The sequence below is a fragment of the Micromonospora sp. NPDC007230 genome (genome assembly GCF_042869115.1).
Taxonomy (GTDB): domain Bacteria; phylum Actinomycetota; class Actinomycetes; order Mycobacteriales; family Micromonosporaceae; genus Micromonospora.
Genome location: NZ_JBIAFE010000010.1, coordinates 148,264 through 169,086, shown reverse-complemented (window position 1 = coordinate 169,086; position 20,823 = coordinate 148,264). Strand labels below are relative to the sequence as shown.

The window sequence follows — 20,823 nt, the reverse complement described above, 5'->3', positions numbered from 1 at the left end:
GTGCAGTCCTTCAGGTGCGCCTCGTGCGGACGGGAGATCAAGCCGGCCGTGGTCTGCCCGCACTGCGGCGCGGACCAGCCACAGTGGGCCGAGCATCTGGCCGACATCGAACGCTCGATCGCGGAGATGAAGGCCCGCGACGCCGAGATCGCCCGCGAACAGCGGCAGATCGCCGCCAAGCTGCAGGCCGCCCTCTTCCAGCGGGACATCCTCGCGCACGCCGGCGAGGAACGGGTCCGGCAGTCCACCCGGCCCCGCCGGGTGCTGCGCCGCCGGCCCGGCCGCCGCCCGCCCACCGCCACCACGGGCGCCCCGCCCCGGGTGCCCCGCCAGGGCACCCCGCCGCCCGGCCCGGACGACCTTCCGCCCCGGGCCAGACCGCACTGGCTCGACATGGACAATCCCGAGCATCCGCCGGAGGCGTCCTCCCGGGAGGTGCAGAACATCCCCCTCGGGCTCGGCGCGCTGCTCCTCGGCGTCGCCGCGGTGGTCTTCGCCGCGGTCGCCACCAGCTCGCTGGACGCGCTGGCCCGGCTCGGCGTGCTGCTGGTGGCGACGGTGCTGATGCTGCTCGCCCCGCCGGTGCTGGCCCGCCGAGGGCTCACCTCCACCGCCGAGACGATCGCCTCGGTCGGCCTGCTGCTGCTGCCGCTGGCCGGGTACGCACTCTGGGCCGTCGACCGGATCGGCGGCACCTCCGGCTCGACCTTCGCCGGGTCGATCTTCCTGGTCACCACCCTGATCGCGTTCGGGTACGCGCACTGGACCGGCCTGCGCGCGCCCCGCTTCGCCACCGTCCTGGCCGCCCAACCGGTGCTGCCGCTGCTGGCGTACGAGCGGATCACCGGGCCGGCCGGCTGGGCCCTGGTGCTGGCCGTGGTGGCCGTCGTCGACCTCGCGCTGGCCCGCTCGGCGGTGGTCCTCGAACGGCCGGTCCGGCGGGACCTGCCCGCCCCGGCGCCGGCGCCGGCGCCCACCCCGCCCCGCCAGCGCAGTGCCGACGACCGCCCGGAGACGGACCCGGAGGAGTCGGCCGAGGTGCTCGGCGCGGAGCCGGCCGACGAGGGCGCCGCCACGCCGGCCCGCCCGGTGCCCTGGCTGCGGGAGCTGACCTGGCTGCTGCACGGCGGGGCGGTCGCCGTCGCCTTGGCGTACGCGGTCACCGCGCTGCTGCGGGCCGCCACCGTACCGGTGGCCGCCGGCGCGGGCGCCGTGCTGCTGTTCGCCGCGCTGGTCGGGCTGGCCGGAACGCTCGTGCTGCGCCGGCCGCCGTTGCCGGACCTGGGCGCGGGCATCGTCACCCTCGCGGTGATCGGCGCACTGGGTCGGGTCGCCTCGGTCGCCTACCCCGGCCGGTCGCTACTGCTCATCGCCGCGGTGATCGCGCTGACCGGGTTCGCCGTCCGCGGCGTACCGGAACAGGCCCGGCGCGGCCCGCAGCTCGCCTCGGCGGTGGCGCTGACCGTCAGCGGCCTGGTGGTGGCCGGGGGCGCGCTACGCGCCGGGCTGGCGCCCCTACGCGCGGCGCTGCCCGCCTGGTCGGCGGACCTGAGTCAGTGGCACGCCGAGCTGGCAGCGGCGGTCGGGCCGACCGGCTGGCAGCTCGCCGCAAGCGCCCTGCTGCTCACGGTCGCCGCGGTGGTCGCCCTGCCGCCGGAGATCCGGCGTGACTTCGCGGTGGTCGGGGCGGCGCTGACCGCCCTCGCCGTACCCGCCTCCCTCGGGCTGGGCTGGGCGGCCGCCTGCTGGCCGATGGTGCTGACCGCGGTGGGCATCGGCGTCCTGGGGCTGGCCGCCCGCTCCGAGCGCTCGGCCGTGGTGCACGCCGTCACCGCCGCCGCGCTGGGCGTGATCGGCGCCGGTGCCGCGCTCGCCCGGCCGGCGCTCACCGCCGCCGCGCTGACCACCCTCTGCCTGGCCGGCGCGCTGGTGTCGCTGGCTCCCCGGGTCCGGATCGCCCCGGCCGCGGCGGACACGGTCTGCGGCTGGGCGGCCGGCGGGGCGGCGTTCGCGCTGCCGGGGGCGGTGGCCGCGTTCGTCGCCGCCACTGTGCCGGCCGGCCCGGCGCCCACCCCGGCGAGCCTGCGCGAGGTGACCGTCCCGATCCTGGCGGCGAGCTTCCTCGGCGTCTGTGTCAGCCTCGGCTACGCCGCCCTCGTCCAGGTCGCGCAGCGGCACCTGAGTGCGCCGCACGCGATCGGCACCGTGCTGGGCGCGGTGGCGGTCGCCGCCGCCGGGTTCGGGGCACCCGGCGCCACCACCGCCGACGCCTGGGTCGGCGGGCTCCTGCTGCTCGCCGCCGCGCTGCTGGCACTGGCCCCCCGGATCGACGCCGGCCGCCGCTCCGACCTGACCCTGGACGGGTCGGACCTGGCCCTGGCGGCCACCACGGCGGCGCTGATCGCCACCCTGGTCCGGATCGCCGCCGTGCTCGCGCCCGGCGGTCAGCTGGTGGTGGCGGCCGCACTGGTGCTGGTGGTCGCCGTCGCCGCCCGGGCCATGCCCGAGGAGTGGCGGCGCGGGCCGGTCCTCGGCATCGCGGTCGGTGGCACGCTGATCGGTCTGATCGCCGGCTGGAGCGCGCTGCGCGGCGGGGTCGGGGTGCTGGCCACGCCCGGCCCGATCTGGGCCGGCGACCTGAGCGGCTGGCCGGCCGCGCCGACGGGCGGCTCGGCCGGCCAGGCGCCCGTCGCGCTGGCGCTGCTGGCGGTCGCCGCCGGCATCCTGCTGCCGCCGCCCTGGAAGTACGACGTCGCCGGGGCGGCCGTCGTGCTCGCCACTATCGGTGCCCCGGCCGCGTTCAATCTGCCCTGGTGGTCGCCGGTGCTGGTGGGCGCCATGGTCGCGACGGTCTTCGGGATGGCGGCGGTGGCCTCGCTGGACCCCCGGGCCGCGCTGTCCCGGGCCACCGTGGCGGGGGTGGTCGCCCTGCACGCCGCCGGCGCCGGCCTGGTCCGCCCGTGGACCACCGCGCTGGCGCTCGGCAGCATCGTGCTGATCGGTGTGGTGGTGGCCATCCTGGCCCGGGTGCTCGCGCCGTCGCTCGTCGAGGACGTCCGCACCGAGGGGATGCCGCCGCACCTGGTGCAGGTGGGCGGCGCGGCGGCGGGCGCCGCCCTGCTCGCCCTGCCCGGGGCGGTGGCCGCCCTGGCCGCCGAGTTCGACCGCCCCCCGCAGGTGGTGCTCACCGCCGCGCTGGCCGCGTCCAGCATCGGCCTGGCCGCCGTGGCGGCGGCCCGCCGGCAGATCCCGCAATACCTGCCGTACGTGAGCGTGGCGGTGGTGGGCGCTGCGACGATCAGCGCGGTGGCCGCCGTGGTCACCCGCCTGCCCTCCGGCGTGTACGCCGCCGCGGCGGCGCTGCTCGGCGTGCTCGCCGAACTGGTCCGCGCCGCCACCACCCCGCCGGTCGGGTCCGCCCGGCCGGTACGCCGCTGGTCGGTACTGCTGGACGGGGCGATACGCCGGCTGCCCGACGACGGCACCGAGCTGCGCTGGCGGGTGAGCCCCGCCGCCGGGGCCCTCGCGGCGGCGGTGCCGCCCACCGCGCTGGCCCTGGTGACCCTGGCGCCGCCGCTGCTGGTGGCCCTGGTCGAGCCGTTCCGGGTGCTGCCACGGATCTGGCAGGGGGCGCCGCCCGAACTGCTCACCCCGCCCGCATCGGCGGTGGACCCGAGGCACGTGCTGACCGCCCTGCTGCTCACCGCGACGGCGGCGCTGGCCGCCACCGGGTTCAGCGGCGGCCGCCGCTCCCGGGCCGTGCCGGTGGTGCTGCCCGGCGCGGCGGTCACCCTGCTGATCACGCCGGTGGCGCTCGGCCAGGGCTGGCCGCAGACCGCGCTGGCCGGATTGGCGGTCTTCACCATCGCCATGCTCGGCCTGGCGCTGACCCCACCCCCGCCGCTGGTCGAGCCGGCCCGCTCGCTGCGGATCGCCCGGGTGCTGGTGTTCGCGATCGGCCTGGCCGCCGGGGGCGCCGGGCTGGCCGGCAGCCTCGCCACCCGGGAGCTGACCCTGTTCACGCTGGGCGGGGCGGTCGGCGTGGGCGTGGTCGCCGCGCTCTTCGGCACCACCCAGCGGGCCCGCATCCTCGGCTGGCTGTTCGCCTCACTGATGGCCGAGCTGTTCGTGCTCACCCTCGGCCTGGTCGCCGGGCTCGCGGCGGTCTGGTCGGCGTTCGGGGTGCTGGCGGTCGGGGCGGCGCTCCAGGTCTTCGCCGCCACCCTGCCCCGGCTGCGCCGTCCCGAGGCGTACCGGGAGTCGGCCACGGTGGAGTGGAGCGGGTACGCGGCCGCGCTCATCGCGCTGGCGCTGGCGTACGACTCGCCTCGGCACATCGCCGCGCTGCTGGCCGCCTGGGGTGCCGTCCTCGGGGTGGCGGCCGGACGTCCGGGCCGCCGGCCGGTGGAGCGGCGGATCCTGTTCTGGTCGGTGGTCGCCTGCGAGATCACCGCCTGGTGGATCCTCATGCGGGTGGCCGACGTGGCGCTGCCCGAGGCGTACACCCTGCCGTTCGCCCTGCTCGCCCTGCTAGTCGGGGTGCTGGAACTGCGCCACCGACCCGACCTGTCGAGCTGGGTGGCGTACGGGCCGGCGCTGGTCGCCGCGTTCCTCCCGACCCTGGCGATCGTGCTGGCCACCGACACCAGCATGCTGCGGCAGGTCCTGCTGCTGCTCGGCGCCGTGGCGGTGCTGATCTTCGGGTCGACCAGCCGGCAGCAGGCGCCGGTGATCGTGGGTGCCACGGTGACCGCGGTGACCGCGGTGCACGCGTTGATCAGCCTCGGCCCGTGGCTGGTGCTGATCCCGGTCGGCATCCTCCTGCTGGTGCTCGGCGCGAGCAACGAGCGCCGCCGCCGGGCCCAGGAGCGGCTGCAGACCGCCCTGCGCGGCATGCGATGAATCGGAGGGACCGGCGCCCATGGTCGGGGGCAGGCTCAGCGCGCCAGGCCCGCGCGGGCCTGGTGCGGGGGCCCGGCACCGCCGATCAGGCGAGCGAGGCGCGGAGGTTCGCCTCCTTCTCGGCGACCAACTCCTCCAGGCTCGCCTGGTACGCGGCCATCCGCTCGCGCAGCACCGGGTCCGACGCGGCCAGGATCCGCACGGCGAGCAACCCGGCGTTTCGCGCGTTGCCGATCGACACCGTGGCGACCGGCACGCCGGCCGGCATCTGCACGATGGACAGCAACGAGTCCATCCCGTCGAGGTACTTGAGGGGAACCGGCACGCCGATCACCGGCAGCGGCGTGACCGAGGCGACCATGCCGGGCAGGTGAGCGGCCCCGCCGGCCCCGGCGATGATCACCTTGAGCCCCCGGTCGGCGGCGGTCCGGCCGTACTCGATCATCTTGGCCGGGGTGCGGTGCGCCGACACCACGCCGACCTCGTACGGCACCTCGAACTCGGCGAGCGCCTCGGCGGCGGCCTCCATGGTCGGCCAGTCCGAGTCGCTGCCCATGATCAGCCCGACGGTGCTCACTGCTTCCCCTCCCGCAGCCAGCGGGCGGCTCGCGCGGCCCGGGCCCGTACGTCGTCCAGGTCGTTCCCCAGCACGGTGACGTGCCCGATCTTGCGGCCGGGCCGGACCTGCTTGCCGTACAGGTGGACCTTGGCCCCGGGCTCGGCGGCGAAGAGGTGGTGCAGCCGCTCGTCGATGGGCATCCCGCCCGGCTCGCCGCCGAGCACGTTCGCCATCACGACGACCGGCGCGGTGAGCGAGGTGTCCCCCATCGGGTAGTCGAGCACGGCGCGCAGGTGCTGCTCGAACTGGGAGGTCCGGGCCCCCTCGATGGTCCAGTGCCCGGAGTTGTGCGGGCGCATGGCCAGCTCGTTCACCACCAGGCCGGCGGGCGTCTCGAACAGCTCCACGGCGAGCAGGCCGACCACGCCGAGCGCGGTGGCCAGGTCGATGGCCAACTGCTGGGCGGCGACCGCCAACTCCTCGGGCAGGTCGGGCGCCGGGGCGAGCACCTCGACGCAGATCCCGTCCCGCTGCACGGTCTCCACCACCGGGTAGACGGCGACCTGCCCGAACGGCGAGCGGGCCACCTGCACCGCCAACTCCCGGCGCAGCGCGACCCGCTCCTCCACGATCAGCCGGGTGCCCCCGGCGAGCAGGGTCGCGGCCAACTCGGCGGCCTGGGCGGCATCGTCCACCAGCCAGACGCCCCGGCCGTCGTAACCGCCGCGGGCCGCCTTCAGCACCACCGGCCAGCCGGTGGCCTCGCCGAAGGCGATCAGGTCGGCGGGCTCCTCGACCGGGCGCCAGGCCGGGTTCGGCGCGCCCAGCTCGCCGAGCCGCTCGCGCATCACCCGTTTGTCCTGCGCGTGCACCAGCGCCTCGGCCGGCGGGAAGAGCTTCACCCCCTCCTCGGCGAGGGTGCGGATGTGCCCGGTGGGCACGTGCTCGTGGTCGAAGGTGACCACGTCGCAACCCTTGGCGAACGTCCGCAGGGCGGCGAGGTCGGTGTGGTCGCCGTACTGGACGTCGGCCGCGACCAGGGCCGCACCGTCGTCCGGGGCGAGGGCCAGCACGTGCAGCGACTGGCCGAGGGCGATGGCGGCCTGGTGGGTCATCCGGGCCAGCTGGCCACCGCCCACCATGCCGACGACAGGCAGTCCGGTACGGGAATCCATAGCGCCGCCAGCCTATCCGGGCGGGCACCCGAGCCGCCCCCGAGGGCGGCCCGTGCCGCCTCATCGGCGCGGTGGTGCCCGGTTGATCCCGGACGCCACCCCATCGTCACGTTGGAGTCGACGAGCTCAGCGCGTTGGCGACGGCGGCCCCGCGACGAACCGGGCCGGCCGCCGGGGTGAGTCAGCCGGCGAGTTGGGCGACCAGGTCGTCGACCGAGGTGACCGGCCGGTCACAGACGAACCGTCGGCAGACGTACGCGGTGGAGCGCCCATCCAGCGCCGGCCGCTCGGCCAGCAGCGGCACCCCCGGCTGGTCGGTCCGACCGGCCACCACCACAGCCCCGGGCGGGGCGTGCCGGCAGGCGGCGGCCACCAGCGGGTCGCCCGCCGGGTCGTCGGTCACCACCGCGATCTCGTACGGCCCGGACAGCAGCGCCTCGCCGACGGTGGCCGCGTACCCGGTGAACCGGGCGTGCCGGCCGACGATCGGCGCGACCGTCGACAGGGTGGCCTCGGCGGCTTCCCGGTACCGGGTCTCACCGCTCAACGCCGCGTACGCGACCAGCGCCGCGACGATCGCCGACCGGCCGGACGGGGTGGCGTTGTCGGTGGGGTCGGCCGGCCGGGTGACCAGCCGCTCCGCGTCGTCGGCGGTGTCGTAGAAGCCACCGTCCGGGGCGGCGAACCGGGCCAGCGCCACGTCGAGGAGCTGGCCGGCCAGCGCCAGCCAGCGCCCCTCGCCGGTGAGCTGGTGCATCGCGCAGAACGCCTCGGCCACGCAGCCGTAGTCCTCCAGCACACCGGCCGGCTCACCGACGACCTTGTCCCGCGACACCCGGCGCAGCCGGCCGTCCACGACGTGCACGGTCGCCAGGTGTTCGGCCGCGTCGCGCATCGCGCCGTCGGACACGATGGTGACGCCCTCCATCAGGTTCGCGTCCTCGTCCTCGGGGGACGCGTAGAGCGCGGCGACCTGCTGGAACTCGGCGATCGCGGTGATCGCCAGCCCGTTCCAGGCGGCCACCACCTTGTCGTCCCTGGCCGGCTGGGGCCGGGTGTCGCGGGCGGCGAGCAGCCGCGCCACCACGTTCTGCCAGCAGGCCTGGATCTCCGGGTCGGCGGCGTCCACGTCCCGGGCCAGCCGCAGCACGCTGGTGCCGTGTTCGAAGGTCCCGGACTCGGTCACCCCGAACAGGTCGGCGGCCCAGCGGCCGTCCTCCTCCCCCAGCACCTCGACCAGTTGGGCCGGGGTCCACACATAGGTGAGGCCCTCCACGCCCTGGGTGTCCGCGTCCAGCGCGGAGGCGAAGCCCTCGCCGGGTCGGTGCAGTTCGTCGGCGAGGAACCGCGCGGTGTCCCGGGCCACCCGGCGGGCCAGCGGGTCGCCGGTGAGCCGCCAGAGCTGGGTGTAGCACCGCAGCAGGAGGGCGTTGTCGTAGAGCATCTTCTCGAAGTGCGGCACGGTCCAGTGGCCGTCCACCGAGTAGCGGGCGAAGCCGCCGGCGAGCTGGTCGTAGATGCCGCCCCGGGCCATCGCCTCGGCGGTGTGCCGGACGATCTCCAGGCTCCGGGCCGAGCCGGTGCGCTGGTGGTGCCGGAGCAGGAAGAGCAGGTTCATGTGCGGCGGGAACTTGGGCGCCCCGCCGAACCCGCCGTTCGTCTCGTCGTACTCCCCGGCGAGCTGGTCCGCGGCGGCGTCCAGCAGCTCGGCGGTGAGCGGGGCGGTCAGGCCACCCACGGCCTGGGCTCCACCGATCGCCTCCACCACGGCGGCGCCCTGGCGCAGGACGTCCTCCCGCTGGTCCCGCCAAGCGGCGGCGACGGAGCCGAGGAGGCGGATGAAGTTCGGCCGCGGGAAGTAGGTGCCGCAGAAGAACGGCGTGCCGTCCGGGGCGGCGAAGACCGTCATGGGCCAGCCGCCCTGGCCGGTCATCGCCTGCGTGGCGGTCATGTAGACGGCGTCGACGTCGGGACGTTCCTCCCGGTCCACCTTGATCGAGACGAAGTCCTCGTTCATGAGCCGGGCGACCGCCTCGTTCTCGAACGACTCGTGCGCCATGACATGGCACCAGTGGCAGGCCGCGTACCCGACCGAGATGATCACCGGGACGTCCCGCCGCTTCGCCTCGGCGAACGCCTCGTCGCACCAGGGCCACCAGTCGACCGGGTTGTCGGCGTGCTGGAGCAGGTACGGCGACGTGGCGTTGGCGAGTCGGTTCACCCGACGACCATATCGAGCGCGCCCCGGCGGCGCGGACCGCGCGCCCGAGGTGCCGCCGGTGGACAGCCGGCGAGCCCTCAGGAGGCGCCGTCGGCGCGCAGCGGGAAGACGTTGCCGCGGGCGGTGTCGAGCAGCGAGCCGAGCACCGCCCCGATCTTCTCGGCCGGCATCGGCTTGAAGAAGTGGTAGCCCTGGGCGGCGGTGCAGCCCAGCTCGGCCAGGGCGGTCCGCTGCTCGGCCGTTTCCACCCCCTCGGCAACCACCCGCAGGCCCAGCTCGTGGGCGAGCCCGACGGTGGTCCGGACGATCGCCGCCGCCTCCGGCGAGTCGGCCATCCGGATCACGAAGGAGCGGTCGACCTTCAGCTCGTCGACGGCGATCCGGGTGAGGAAGGTCAACGAGGAGAACCCGGTGCCGAAGTCGTCGACGGCGAGCTGCACCCCCATCGACCGCAGGGTGGCGAGCACCTCGTCGATGACCTCCAGCTCGCTCATCACCACCGTCTCGGTGATCTCCAGGACCAGCCGGTGCGGCGGTACCTGGTGCCGGCGCAACGCCTCGCCGATCTCCGCCGGCAGCCGCGGGTCGAGCAGGCTGCGCGCCGACAGGTTGACCGAGATCGGCACGTCCAGCCCGGCGCGGGCCCACTCGGCCGCCACCCCCAGCGCCTTGTCCAGCACGTACCGGGTGAAGCTGCCGAGCTGCTCGCTGTTCTCCACCGGGCGGATGAAGTCGGCCGGCCCGAGCCAGCCCCGCCGCGGGTGCCGCCAGCGGATCAACGCCTCCACCCCGGTCGGGGCACCCGTCGCCAGGTCGACCGCCGGCTGCAACGCCAGCACCAACTGGTCGTCGGCCTCCAGGGCCTCCCGCAGCTCGGCGAGGAGCGCCAGGTGGTCGGTGCTCGCCGCGTCCCGGGAGCTGTCGTACGCGGCGACGCTGCCGCCGCCCTCCTTCGCCTGGTACATGGCGATGTCGGCCCGACGCAGCAGCTCGGTCAGGTCCGCGGTGCCCGCGTCGGCGACCACCACCCCGACGGCCACCTCGACGGACATGCGTACGCCCGCCACCTCGGTCGGTGCGGCGATCCGCTCGGCGATCTCCCGGGCCTGACGCAGCGCGTACGCCAGCGGAGCGGCCCGGTCGTCGACCACCGGCACCTCGGTCAGCAGCAGGGCGAACTCGTCGCCGCCGAGCCGGCCGAGCAGGTCACCGGGGCGGGCCAGGGCGGCCAGCCGGTTCGCGGTCAGCCGCAGCAGCTGGTCCCCGGCCGCGTGCCCGAGCGTGTCGTTGACCTCCTTGAACTGGTTGACGTCGAGCAGCAGCAGCGCCACCGGGTGGTCGTGGGCGAGCTGCCGCAGCGCCTGGTCTCCCTTGGTGAGCATGGCGGCCCGGTTGAGCAGCCCGGTGAGCTGGTCGTGCACCGCCTCGTACGACGAACGGGCGGTGACCAGCCGCAGCTCGCGGTGGGTCGCCGCGTCGTGCAGGGCGGCGGCCAGGGCGTCGCCGAACGCGGCGACGGCGTCCCGCTCCCGCGCGCTGGGCGGGGCCGACCGGGGAAAGTGGACCCGCAACTGACCCACCGCCGCACTGCCCACGGTCAGCGGCCGGATCAGCTCGTGGTCGCTCGACTCGGTACGCGCCGAGGGCTGCACCTCGCGGTCGCGTACCTGGCCGCCGGTGTCCGCCCGGTAGCGCCGCCACCGGCCGTCGCCCCGCGCGACGTCCACCTCGACCAGTTCGGCACCGAAGAGGGTGAGCGCCCCGGTCACGGCGGCGGTCGCCACACCCCGCTCGTCGAGCTGGTTGAGCGCGGCGGTGGCCTCGGCGAACGCCCGCCAGGTGCGCCGTTCCTGGTCGGCCCGCAGCCGGTGGCGGTAGGTCTGCTGGAGCAGCCAGAGCGGCGGGGGCAGGAGCAGCAGCCAGCGGGCGTCGATCTCCAGCAGCGCGACCACCACCAGGCCGACGGCCACGTTGCCGACGAACATGAGCAGCTTGCCCCGGAGCGCCGCGAGCAACGGCGGCCCGATCGGCACTCCGTGCCGCAGCGCGAGGGTGGCCCCGCCGAACCACGCGGTGGTGAGCAGGTAGGTGACCGAGCCGGCGATCAGCGCGAGGGCGAGCTCGGGGGTAGGCGGGGCGAGCAGGGGCTGGCCGAGTGCGCTGGCCACCGCCGCGGCGAGCGCGGTGGCGGCGGTCAGCGAGCCGGCGATCCGGACCAGTTCCAGCGCCGGCCGACGGTCGGCGAGCAGGGACATCGCGGTCCAGGCGGCCCCGGTGCCGAGCAGGGCCGCGGCCGGCAGCCACCCGGCCGGTACGAGGTAGAGACAGACGATGAGGGCCGCCTCGCCCCAGGTGATGCTGACCATTCCGGCGGCGGTACGGAACCGCAGGCGGGCGAGCTGCGCCACGGCGAACGCGGCCACCGCGATGCCGAACCCTGCGAGCGCCGGCAGCGGGTTGCCCGGCGGGAGGGACGCGGGCACGGTGAGGCCGAGCACGGCGGCCAGCAGGGCGGTGAGCGCCACGGCACCGGTCAGCAGGAGCACCCCGGGCGGAGTGCCTCGCAGGCCCAGCCGATCCGGAGGGTGACCGTCGCTGCCGGAGGTCACGGGCCCACCCCGTCCGCCGGCGGTCCGAGGGCACGGCTGGCGGCCACTGCTGCCACGGACATCGGCGCCCCCCTTCCGCGCACGGCTGGGGCCTTTCGGTCCCCCCGGCGGAAGGCTAAGCCAAAGCCGGTGGTCGCAACAGGGGGCGAGCACCGGCTTCGACGTGATTCACGTGCTTGCTACCCGTTCCGGCGCTGCTCGGAGCCGTTGGGAGCGTTCGTGGGTGAATCCTGGGCGGCGATCCCGTCTGTCGGATCGGCGACTGTCGAGTCGACCCGGTCCCGCTCGGCCGGACCGGCCTGCTGCGGGAAGCGGTCGGGCAGCCGGCGCAGCCGGGCGTTCATGTTGCGGATCAGCAGGATGGTGACGATGGCCAGCAGCACGATGAGGAAGAGGCCCATCGGACCGGCCAGGCCACCGGTACGGGTGTCACCGAAGTTGTTCTCCGCGAGCACCTGGGCGGTGGTCAGCATGGTGTTCCTCCGATGTGCGGTTGCCGACCAGCGTAGCCCCCTGACAGATCAGTGGGCATCGCACGTCTCGCGGACCCCGGCGAACAGGTCGGACTCGGGCAGCGGGCTGTCCACCAGCGAGCGGGCGAGCTGGAAGTCCTCGGTGGGCCAGGCGCGCCGCTGGAGCTCCATCGGCACGTGGAACCAGAAGCCGTCCGGATCGATCTGGGTGGCGTGGGCGCGCAGGGCGTCGTCGCGGACCGGGAAGTATTCGGCGCACTCCACCCGGGTGGTGATCCGCGGCCCCTTGTCGGGACGGTCCTCCCAGCGCTTGAGCCACTCCTCGTACGGCGACTCGAGCCCGGCGGCGAGCATCGCCTCGTGCAGGGCCATGATCTTGCCCTTGGAGAAGCCGATGTCGTAGTAGAGCTTCAGCGGCTGCCACGGCTCACCCAACTCCGGGTGGCGCTCCGGGTCACCGGCCGCCTCGAACGCAGCGACGGTCACCTTGTGGGTCATGATGTGGTCGGGGTGCGGGTAGCCGCCCTCCTCGTCGTACGTGGTGACGACGTGCGGACGGAACTGGCGCATCAGCCGCACCAGCGGCGCGGCGGCCACGTCGACGTCCTGGAGGCCGAAGCAGCCCTCGGGCAGCGGCGGCAGCGGATCACCCTCGGGCAGCCCGGAGTCGACGAAGCCGAGCCAGGCCTGCTCGACGCCGAGGATCGCCCGGGCCGCGTCCATCTCGGCGCGGCGGATCTCGCCGATGTTGGCCCAGACGTCCGGCCGGTCCATCTTGGGGTTGAGCACGCTGCCCCGCTCGCCGCCGGTGCAGGTCACGACCAGGACATCCACCCCCTCGGCGACGTATTTCGCCATGGTCGCGGCGCCCTTGCTCGACTCGTCGTCGGGATGGGCGTGCACCGCCATGAGACGCAGTTGCTCTGCCACCTTCGGCGCTCCTCGTCTGTGCCGGCCGGCCAGGCCCGCCCGGGCCGACCGGCTGACCTGCCGGAATCTCCCCCCGGGCCCGCGGAAACCCCGTGCCGGCCGGTCGGCGCCGCCGACCTGCCATCCTTGGTAATGCCCGGGCTGGGAAGATGGACTCTGCCATTCTTGCCGATGCCCACGACAACAACGCCAGGAGATACCCGCCGGTGAGCGAGACGCACGCCACAATCGCACCGGGTGCGCCGGTCTTCCCGCCCGGCCGGTACGGCCGTCGCCGGGAGCCGGGGCGCCGCCGTCCGCTCCTGCTGGCGCTGTCGGCGGCCGTCCTGCTGGCGGCGCTGGGGCTGGTCGCCACCAAGCTCTACACCCAGTACGGCGACCCCGAGTACCGGGCCCAGGTGATCACTTACACCGGGATCACCGACTCGCGGGTGGTGGTCGACTTCCGGGTCACCGTGCCCCCGGGCGGCTCCGCGATCTGCGTGCTGCGGGCCCGCACGCACGACGGTGCCGAGGTGGGCCGCGCCGAGGCCACCGTGACCGCCGGCCCCGGTGAGCGGCACGTCACCGCCCGGCACGAGGTGGCCACCACCGCCCGCCCGTTCATCGGCGAGGTCGTGCGCTGCCGGCCGGCCGCCTGAGCCGACCGCCCCACCTGCTCGAACACCTCACCAGGGGTCCCGTCACCGGCACCCGTGGTGATCGGCGACACCCCGATCAGTCCGGCACTGGTAACTTGATAGTTCACCTGTCAGCCAGTCCGCACTACCGAGGAGACCGCCTGTGTCCACCAATGGCAACGAGGCGCCCGCCACCTGGCTGTCCCAGGACGCGTACGACCGCCTGCAGGGCGAGCTCGACGAGCTGATCGCCAACCGGCCGGTCATCGCCGCCGAGATCAACGCCCGGCGGGAGGAGGGCGACCTGCGGGAGAACGGTGGCTACCACGCCGCCCGCGAAGAGCAGGGCAAGGCCGAGGGCCGCATCCTCTACCTGAAGGAGCTGCTCCGCACCGCCAAGGTCGGCGAGGCGCCGACCGCCGACGCGGTATCGCCCGGCATGGTCGTCACCATCTACTTCGACGACGACGCCGACGACACGGAGACCTTCCTGCTCGGCTCCCGGGAGATCGCCTCCACCACCGACCTGACCGTCTACAGCCCCGAGTCCGCGCTCGGCAAGGCGATCCTGGGCGGCAAGGCGGGCCAGACCTGCACCTACACGGCGCCCAGCGGCGCCGACATCAAGGTGACGGTCGTCAAGTTCGAGCCGTTCTCCGGCTAGCAGCCAACCGGACCCGCGCCGGATGGCTCGGGTCCGACCCGACCGAGGCTGACAGGCTCCTCGGACCCGAGCCACACCCGACCGCCCCGGCCTACCGGCCGGGGCGGTTTCGCATTCGCGGGCCCCGGACCAGATCATCGGGCCGGGCCGGTCGCGCATTCGCGGGCCCGCGACGCGATCACGACTCGCCGGCGAACACCACCTGGTAACCGCTGGCCCGCAGGGCGCTGATCAGCGTGTCGGAGTGCTCCACGCCGCGGGTCTCCACCGACAGCGCCACCTCCACCTCGCCGAGGCGCAGGTGCGGGTTGGCCCGCTGGTGTTCCACGTCGACCACGTTGGCCCGGTGCTCGGCGATCTCGTGCAGCAGCGAGGCGAGCTGACCCGGACGGTCCGTGCAGCGCACGGTGAACCGCAGGTAGCGGCCGGCCGCGGCCAGGCCGTGCTCGATCACCCGGAGCATGAGCAGCGGGTCGATGTTGCCGCCGGAGAGCACCGCCACCACCGGCGCCTCCACCTGGACGATCCCGGCCAGCAGCGCGGCCACCCCGACCGCGCCGGCCGGCTCCACAACCTGCTTGCCGCGTTCCAGCAGCATCAGCAGGGCCCGGGAGATGTCCTCCTCGGAGACGGTGACGATGTCGTCGACCAGCTTGCGGACGTGGGTGAAGGTCAGCTCGCCGGGACGGCCGACCGCGATGCCGTCGGCGATCGTGGAGAACGACGACAGGCGGACCGGCTCGCCGGCCTTGAGCGAGGGCGGGAAGGCCGCGGCGGTGGCCGCCTGGACCCCGATCACCCGTACGTCGGGGCGCAGCGCCTTGGCCGCCACCGCCATCCCGGAGATCAGACCGCCGCCGCCCACCCCGGTCACGATGGTTTTCACGTCCGGGCACTGTTCGAGGACCTCCAGCGCCACCGTGCCCTGACCGGCGATGACGTCCGGGTGGTCGAACGGGTGGATGAACACCGCTCCGGTCCGCTCGGCGAAGGTCTGCGCCGCCACCAGCGACTCGTCCACCGTGTTGCCGACCAGCTCGACCGTGGCGCCGTACCCCTTGGTGGCGGCCACCTTCGGCAGCGGCGCGTTCACCGGCATGAAGACGGTGGCGTGGGTGCCGACCAGGCCGGCGGCGAGCGCCACCCCCTGCGCGTGGTTGCCGGCGCTCGCCGCGACCACGCCGCGGGCCCGCTCCTCCGCCGAGAGCCTTGAGATCCGCACGTACGCCCCGCGCACCTTGTACGACCCGGCACGTTGCACGTTCTCGCACTTCAGCCACGCCGGCCCGCCCAACGCCGCGCTGAGCGGCCGGGAGGGCTCCAGCGGGGTGGTGCGGGTGACGCCGGCGAGCAGCTCCCGCGCGGCCCGTACGTCGGCGAGACCGACCAGTTCCGTCATGCCCCGATCGTGCCACCCGCCCCCGGCGGCACCTGCGGCGACGCCACCGTCGAATCGGTCACCCCTGCGGCGGCGGCCCGGTGACCGGCTGCGCCGGGTAGGCATCGCCCTGCGGCGGCGGCCCGGTGACGGGCTGCGCCGGGTAGGGGTAGCCCTGCGGCGCGCCGGACGCCGGCCAGCCGGGGTGGGCGGGCCAGGCCGGCCGGCCGAGGGCGATCCGCTGCTCCTGGGCGCTAGAGATCCGCCGGATCAGCACGATCAGCGACACCGCGGCGACCAGGCAGGCGACCAGCGGGACCAGGTGCCACCCGAGCACCCCCTGGTAGTAGTCGACGTACCGCTGGAACTCGGGGTCCGAGGCGGCCTCCTCGGGCAGGCGGGCGTACGCCTGGTCGTCGCGCCGGCTGACGAAGCGCTCCCCCAGGCTGAAGGCCAGCCACGCCCCCCACCAGACGAAGACCAGCCCCGGGGTGAACCGCTTCCAGAGGCTGTCCCGGGCGAGGTTGGCTACCACCCGGGCAGGCACCACGAAGTTGGCGAACGGCACCAGCCAGCCGGCGATCGCCCAGCCGGCGCCGAGGTGGGGCAGCGCGCCCGGGAAGGCGTCCAGGTTCTTCCGGGCCCGCCAGGTCCAGACGATCACCAGCACGGCGGCGGTCACGTACGCCAGCAGGAACGGCAGCGAGAGCACCACCTCGACCAGCACCGCGCCGAGCAGCACGTCCGGGTCCTGGCTCTCCCTCGCGCGCCCGGCCAGCACGGCACCGACCAGCGGAAAGAGCGCCACCACCAGATAGAGCAGCGCGGTCGCACCGACCGCGATCGAGGCCGCCAGGCCGATGCCCCGCACCGAGTACGTCGATACGCCCGGGGTGAGGGCGGGCTGGCCGTGCGGGGTGTGGCAGTTCTGACACTCGTTGTCGGTGGGAGACGTCTCGTCCCCGCAGGTGTGGCAGCGCATGGATGACCGTCCAGGGGTGCGTGGGTGCGCACACGCTAGACGATCAAGCGTGGGCCGGCGACCCCGTGCCGATCCGGGGGTAGTCGGGGGCGTGCCGCTGCCACGGCGCCTGCATCTCGAACTGGCCGGCCACGCCGAGCAGCAGCAGCTCCGAGCCGGGCGGGCCGACGAACTGCACGGCGACCGGCAGGCCGTCCGGGCGGCGGCCGACCGGCACCACGATCGCCGGCAGCCCGGCCATGTTCCACGGGCCGGCGTACGGGGCGTACCGGATGTTGGCCTTCATGTTGGCCAGCCAGGACCGGCCGGACCAGCCGTCGGCCGTCGGCGGGGGGCCGGCCAGCGCCGGGGTGAGCAGCAGGTCGATCGAGTGGTCGGCGAAGAAGTTCACCGAACGTTCGCGCCAGGCCGCCCGGTCCGCCTCGCGGACGTACCCCCGGCGCTGCGCCCACTCGCCCAACGCGATGTGCCGGCGGCTGCGCCGCTGGAGCCCGCCCCGCTGGAGCCCGGCGGCCTGGGCGTCGGCGGCGGCCGCGGCGAACCAGGTGGCGAGACCCTTGAGGCCGAGCGCGGTCGGGTAGACCGGCTCGGCAGGGACGGCGTCGTGCCCGGCGGCGGCGAGCAGCCGGCCGGCGGCGGCCACCGCGTCCCGGTTGGGCGCGTCCGGCGAGACGCCACGGACCGGCGAACGCAGCGACACGCCCACCCGCAGCCGCTGCGGCGGCACCAGCTTGTCGGGGCGGCGGCCGGCCAGCACGGAGAAGGCGACCGCCGCGTCGGCGACCGTGGTGGCCAGCATGCCGTGCTCGGCGAGACCGAACCAGTCGTCCGCGCCGAGCTGGTAAGGGATCACGCCCCGGCCGGGCTTGAGCCCGACGAGGCCGCAGCACGCGGCCGGGATGCGGATCGAGCCGAGGCCGTCGTTGCCGTGCGCCATCGGCACCAGGCCGGCGGCGACCGCGGCGGCGGCGCCGCCGGACGAACCACCGGGGGTGCGCCGCAGGTCCCACGGGTTGCGGGTCACCGCCGTCTCGTCGTCGGTGAGCGCCCAGAGGCCGAGTTCCGGCATCCGGGTCACCCCGAGGATCACCGCGCCGGCGCCGCGCAGCCGCCGGACCACCTCGTGGTCGGCCTCCGCCACCGGGGTACGCGCGGCGGCCGAGCCGTTCCAGGTCGGCAGACCGGCGACCGGGGTGTTCTCCTTGACCGCGACCGGCACCCCGGCCAGCGGGAGGTTGGCCAGGTCCTCCTGCTCGTCGACCTTCTCCGCCTCGGTGATCGCCTCCCCGCCACGCACCGTGCGGAACGCGGCGAGGTGGGCGTCGGCGCGGGCGATGTGATCCAGGTGGTCGGCCACGACCTGGGTGGCGGAGACGTCACCCCGGCGTACGCCCCGGGCGATCTGCTTGGCGGTCGCCCCCACCCAGGTCGTCGGCATGATGTCCGGCACGGCCATCCTCCCCAGCCAGCGGTCAGCCCAGTGCCTGCTCCAGATCGGCGAGCAGGTCGTCGACCGTCTCGATGCCGACAGACAGTCGCACGAGATCGCCGGGAACTTCAAGCGGCGAGCCGGCAGCGCTTGCGTGTGTCATCCGTCCGGGGTGTTCGATCAGGGACTCGACGCCGCCGAGCGACTCGGCGAGCACGAAGAGCTTGGCCCGGTTGCAGATCGCCACGGCGTGCTCCTCCCCGCCCGCGGCGCGGAAGGAGATCATGCCGCCGAACCGGCGCATCTGCTTGGCGGCCACCTCGTGGCCGGGGTGCGCGGGCAGACCCGGGTAGAGGACCTCACCGACCTTCGCGTGACCGTCCAGGTAGGCCGCGATCCGCTCGGCGTTGTCGCAGTGCCGGTCCATCCGTACCCCGAGGGTCTTGATCCCGCGCAGGGTGAGCCAGGCGTCGAACGGCCCGTTGACCGCGCCCATCGCGTTCTGGTGGTAGCGCAGCTCGTCGCCGAGCCCGGTGTCGGCGACGACCAGCGCGCCACCGACCACGTCGGAGTGTCCCCCGATGTACTTGGTGGTGGAGTGGACCACCACGTCGGCGCCGTGCGCGATCGGCTGCTGGAGGTATGGCGACGCGAAGGTGTTGTCGACCACCAGCAGCGCCTCCGCGTCGTGCGCGACGGCGGCCAGGGCGGCGATGTCGGCGATGCCGAGCAGCGGGTTGGTCGGCGTCTCCACCCAGACGATCTTCGTAGCGCCGGGGCGGATGGCGGCCCGCACGGCGTCCGGGTCGGAGACCTTCGCCGGGGTGTAGGCCAGCCCCCAGCGCTCGGCGACGCGGGCGAAGAGCCGGTACGTGCCGCCGTAGGCGTCGTCCGGGATCACCACGTGGTCGCCCGGCTTGCACACGGTGCGCAGCAGGGTGTCCTCGGCGGCCAGGCCGCTGGCGAACGCGAGCCCGACCGGCCCGCCCTCCAGCGCGGCCAGGCACTCCTGGAGCGCGTCCCGGGTGGGGTTACCGGATCGGCTGTATTCGTAACCCTGCCGGGGCGCGCCGACGGCGTCCTGGGCGTAGGTACTGGTCTGGTAGATCGGTGGGATCACCGCGCCGGTGCGGGCCTCCGGGTCCTGGCCGGCATGGATGGCGAGCGTCTCGAAGCCGTGACTCATTCCCGAGACGTTAGTCCGCCGCCCCGTCCCAGTGCGTGGAACCCCGCCGCGGGTCGCACCGGTCGTGGTGTCGGTGCAACAGGCCATACTGGCTCGGTGACGTCGAATGCACCGCTGCCGTCCCGGCTGACCGGGGCAGCCGACCGGATCCCGTCCTCACTCCGACTCCTGGCAGGCCCTGACCAGGGGACCGTGCGTCTCCCGGTGCAGCTCGCCTGGTCCGGGCCGGCCGACTATGACGTCAGCGACCCGCACGAACGGCTGACGCTCTACTGCCTCCTGCTCGACTGCGGTCAGCGGGACGACATCGTCCGGTACGTCAACCCCACCCTGCTCCGCCGCGACTGGCCGCGGATCAAGCGCCTGACGGCGCGTCGCCTGACGACGCTGTGGGAACGCAGGCTCCCCGAGCTCTGCGCGGGCTGAATGGACGCGCTGCACCGCCGGCTCCTCGAGGTCGGCTTCGCGGCCGGCGACGACCTGGGTCTGGTGCTCGCGGGTGGCTACGCCATGTGCGCTCACGAGCTGGTGAACCGCCCCTCCCAGGACATCGACTTCGCGACGGCCACAGCCTTGCCACTCCCGGCTGTGGTCGATCGACTCGCCGACGCGTACGTCGCCGCCCGATTCGCCGTACAGATCATCGAAACCACGCCACGAATGGGCCGCATGCTCGTCACGGACGGCACGGTGTCCTGCGAGGTCGATCTCCTCAAGGAGGCCCTGATGCCGCCCGCCCGGCTGAAGATCGGGCCCGTCCTCGCCTTCGAGGACGCGGTCGGGCTCAAGGTGCGGGCCCTGCACGATCGGGCCGCGCACCGAGACTTCATCGATGTGCACGCCGCGAACGGGCAACTGAGCTGGAGCGAGTTGGAAAACCTCGGTGCCCGCCACACGGCGGGTTTCTCCCTTGAAGAGCTGGCCGATCGGTTGGGCGGCATCGAGGAACGGGACACCCGCACCTTCCGCTCGTACGGCCTTGAGGCCGAACAAGTCGACGAGCTGCGCAATTGGGCGCTGCGGTGGGAATCCGACATCAGGACGCGGCTGGCCAGCGGCGAGACCGGCCCCACCGGCATTCGGGACAGCGAGTGGGAGGCCTATCTGGATCGCCTGTAGCGCCTGACCACCGTTGCCGCCCGCCGGCTTTGCCGGCCCGCGCACGACGGGGAGAGCTGGGACTGACGCGGCGTCCCGGTGGGCGGCGGCGCTGTCGAGCACATAGCCTGGCCCGGTGAGCGGGTGCGTGTTCTGCGGGATCGTGGCGGGCGAGGTGCCGGCGTTCACCGTGGCCGACGAGCCGGATGGGGTGGCCTTCCTGGACACCCGGCCCGTCTTCAAGGGCCACGTGCTGGTGGTGCCGCGCACCCACCTGGTCACCCTCGACACGTTGCCGGCCGAGGCGATCCCGGGCTACTTCCGGCTGGTGCAGCGGCTCATCGTGGCGGTGGAGACCGGTCTGGCCTCCGGTGGGACGTTCGTGGCGGTCAACAACAAGGTGTCCCAGTCCGTCCCGCACCTGCACACCCATGTGGTGCCCCGAACGAAGGGCGACGGGCTGCGCGGCTTCTTCTGGCCGCGGACCCGCTACACCGACGACGCGGAGGCCCGGGGGTACGCCGATCGGATCGCCGCCGCGCTGGCCTGACCTCGCCCCGGGCGGGTAAGGAAGCGGGGACCGGCGGTGTTGCACAG

16 protein-coding genes are annotated in these 20,823 nt (G+C 74.5%); 6 read left to right on the top strand and 10 right to left on the bottom strand.

Annotated elements, in window-relative coordinates; genetic code table 11:
* Entirely contained in the window at nucleotides 1-4,902 is a 4,902-nt protein-coding gene (locus tag ACFYML_RS16680; RefSeq protein WP_387421442.1) for an SCO7613 C-terminal domain-containing membrane protein, read from the top strand.
* An 85-nt stretch (nucleotides 4,903-4,987) separates the two neighbouring features.
* Here the strand turns inward: ACFYML_RS16680 and purE are convergent, their stop codons facing one another.
* From purE to mca, 6 genes are all read right to left on the bottom strand, one after another.
* Nucleotides 4,988-5,479, bottom strand: coding sequence for a 5-(carboxyamino)imidazole ribonucleotide mutase (gene purE / locus ACFYML_RS16675; protein ID WP_387421441.1), 492 nt, complete (start codon nucleotides 5,477-5,479; stop codon nucleotides 4,988-4,990).
* Nucleotides 5,476-6,636: a 5-(carboxyamino)imidazole ribonucleotide synthase gene (locus tag ACFYML_RS16670; protein WP_387421440.1), complete on the bottom strand. Its 1,161-nt coding sequence runs from the start codon at nucleotides 6,634-6,636 to the stop codon at nucleotides 5,476-5,478. Before ACFYML_RS16670 ends, purE begins: the two co-directional genes overlap by 4 nt.
* 181 nt (nucleotides 6,637-6,817) lie before the next feature.
* The gene (locus ACFYML_RS16665) at nucleotides 6,818-8,857 is read right to left on the bottom strand and encodes a thioredoxin domain-containing protein (protein ID WP_387421439.1); all 2,040 of its coding nucleotides are present in this window, start codon (nucleotides 8,855-8,857) and stop codon (nucleotides 6,818-6,820) included.
* A gap of 77 nt (nucleotides 8,858-8,934) precedes the next feature.
* Entirely contained in the window at nucleotides 8,935-11,430 is a 2,496-nt protein-coding gene (locus ACFYML_RS16660) for a putative bifunctional diguanylate cyclase/phosphodiesterase (protein ID WP_387421527.1), read from the bottom strand.
* Between the two features lie 215 nt (nucleotides 11,431-11,645).
* Nucleotides 11,646-11,939, bottom strand: a complete 294-nt coding sequence (locus ACFYML_RS16655) for a hypothetical protein (RefSeq protein WP_073832857.1) — start codon at nucleotides 11,937-11,939, stop codon at nucleotides 11,646-11,648.
* A 48-nt stretch (nucleotides 11,940-11,987) separates the two neighbouring features.
* On the bottom strand, nucleotides 11,988-12,869 hold the full coding sequence (gene mca / locus ACFYML_RS16650) for a mycothiol conjugate amidase Mca (protein ID WP_357445311.1): 882 nt from the start codon (nucleotides 12,867-12,869) through the stop codon (nucleotides 11,988-11,990).
* A gap of 206 nt (nucleotides 12,870-13,075) precedes the next feature.
* Between mca and ACFYML_RS16645 the strand changes: the two genes are divergently transcribed.
* A complete protein-coding gene (locus tag ACFYML_RS16645; protein ID WP_387421438.1) occupies nucleotides 13,076-13,510 on the top strand; it encodes a DUF4307 domain-containing protein in 435 nt (144 codons plus the stop codon).
* 142 nt (nucleotides 13,511-13,652) lie between these two features.
* Entirely contained in the window at nucleotides 13,653-14,153 is a 501-nt protein-coding gene (gene greA / locus ACFYML_RS16640; protein WP_387421437.1) for a transcription elongation factor GreA, read from the top strand.
* Between the two features lie 178 nt (nucleotides 14,154-14,331).
* Here greA and ilvA read toward each other — a convergent pair whose 3' ends face one another.
* Genes ilvA through ACFYML_RS16620 form a run of 4 tightly spaced genes read right to left on the bottom strand, consistent with a single transcriptional unit; the run spans nucleotide 14,332 to nucleotide 19,128 of the window.
* Nucleotides 14,332-15,552, bottom strand: coding sequence for a threonine ammonia-lyase (gene ilvA, locus ACFYML_RS16635; protein ID WP_387421436.1), 1,221 nt, complete (start codon nucleotides 15,550-15,552; stop codon nucleotides 14,332-14,334).
* Nucleotides 15,553-15,610: 58 nt separating this feature from the next.
* The gene (locus ACFYML_RS16630) at nucleotides 15,611-16,513 is read right to left on the bottom strand and encodes a DUF4328 domain-containing protein (RefSeq protein WP_387421435.1); all 903 of its coding nucleotides are present in this window, start codon (nucleotides 16,511-16,513) and stop codon (nucleotides 15,611-15,613) included.
* A 43-nt stretch (nucleotides 16,514-16,556) separates the two neighbouring features.
* Complete coding sequence (locus ACFYML_RS16625) at nucleotides 16,557-17,969, bottom strand: amidase (RefSeq protein ID WP_387421434.1); 1,413 nt, start codon at nucleotides 17,967-17,969, stop codon at nucleotides 16,557-16,559.
* Nucleotides 17,970-17,985: 16 nt separating this feature from the next.
* Nucleotides 17,986-19,128 (bottom strand): cystathionine gamma-synthase, encoded by a 1,143-nt coding sequence (locus ACFYML_RS16620; RefSeq protein ID WP_387421432.1) that lies wholly within the window; start codon nucleotides 19,126-19,128, stop codon nucleotides 17,986-17,988.
* A gap of 192 nt (nucleotides 19,129-19,320) precedes the next feature.
* On the opposite strand from ACFYML_RS16620, the gene ACFYML_RS16615 reads away from it, so the two are divergent.
* The 3 genes from ACFYML_RS16615 to ACFYML_RS16605 all read left to right on the top strand — a co-directional run bounded on the left by ACFYML_RS16615 (nucleotide 19,321) and on the right by ACFYML_RS16605 (nucleotide 20,776).
* Nucleotides 19,321-19,554 (top strand): hypothetical protein, encoded by a 234-nt coding sequence (locus ACFYML_RS16615; protein ID WP_387421431.1) that lies wholly within the window; start codon nucleotides 19,321-19,323, stop codon nucleotides 19,552-19,554.
* Nucleotides 19,555-20,247 carry a nucleotidyl transferase AbiEii/AbiGii toxin family protein gene (locus tag ACFYML_RS16610; RefSeq protein WP_387421430.1) on the top strand — a complete coding sequence of 231 codons (693 nt, stop codon included), beginning with the start codon at nucleotides 19,555-19,557 and terminating at the stop codon, nucleotides 20,245-20,247.
* Nucleotides 20,248-20,362: 115 nt separating this feature from the next.
* Nucleotides 20,363-20,776, top strand: a complete 414-nt coding sequence (locus ACFYML_RS16605) for an HIT family protein (RefSeq protein WP_387421429.1) — start codon at nucleotides 20,363-20,365, stop codon at nucleotides 20,774-20,776.
* Nucleotides 20,777-20,823 lie beyond the last annotated feature (47 nt).

What these genes read in the sequence shown, in the direction of transcription:
- ACFYML_RS16670 (WP_387421440.1), bottom strand. Translation starts at nt 6,636, where the DNA reads ATGGATTCCCGTACCGGACTGCCTGTCGTCGGCATGGTGGGCGGTGGC.
- ACFYML_RS16655 (WP_073832857.1), bottom strand. Translation starts at nt 11,939, where the DNA reads ATGCTGACCACCGCCCAGGTGCTCGCGGAGAACAACTTCGGTGACACC.
- ilvA (WP_387421436.1), bottom strand. Translation starts at nt 15,552, where the DNA reads ATGACGGAACTGGTCGGTCTCGCCGACGTACGGGCCGCGCGGGAGCTG.
- ACFYML_RS16630 (WP_387421435.1), bottom strand. Translation starts at nt 16,513, where the DNA reads ATGCGCTGCCACACCTGCGGGGACGAGACGTCTCCCACCGACAACGAG.
- ACFYML_RS16625 (WP_387421434.1), bottom strand. Translation starts at nt 17,969, where the DNA reads ATGGCCGTGCCGGACATCATGCCGACGACCTGGGTGGGGGCGACCGCC.
- ACFYML_RS16620 (WP_387421432.1), bottom strand. Translation starts at nt 19,128, where the DNA reads ATGAGTCACGGCTTCGAGACGCTCGCCATCCATGCCGGCCAGGACCCG.
- ACFYML_RS16610 (WP_387421430.1), top strand. Translation starts at nt 19,555, where the DNA reads ATGGACGCGCTGCACCGCCGGCTCCTCGAGGTCGGCTTCGCGGCCGGC.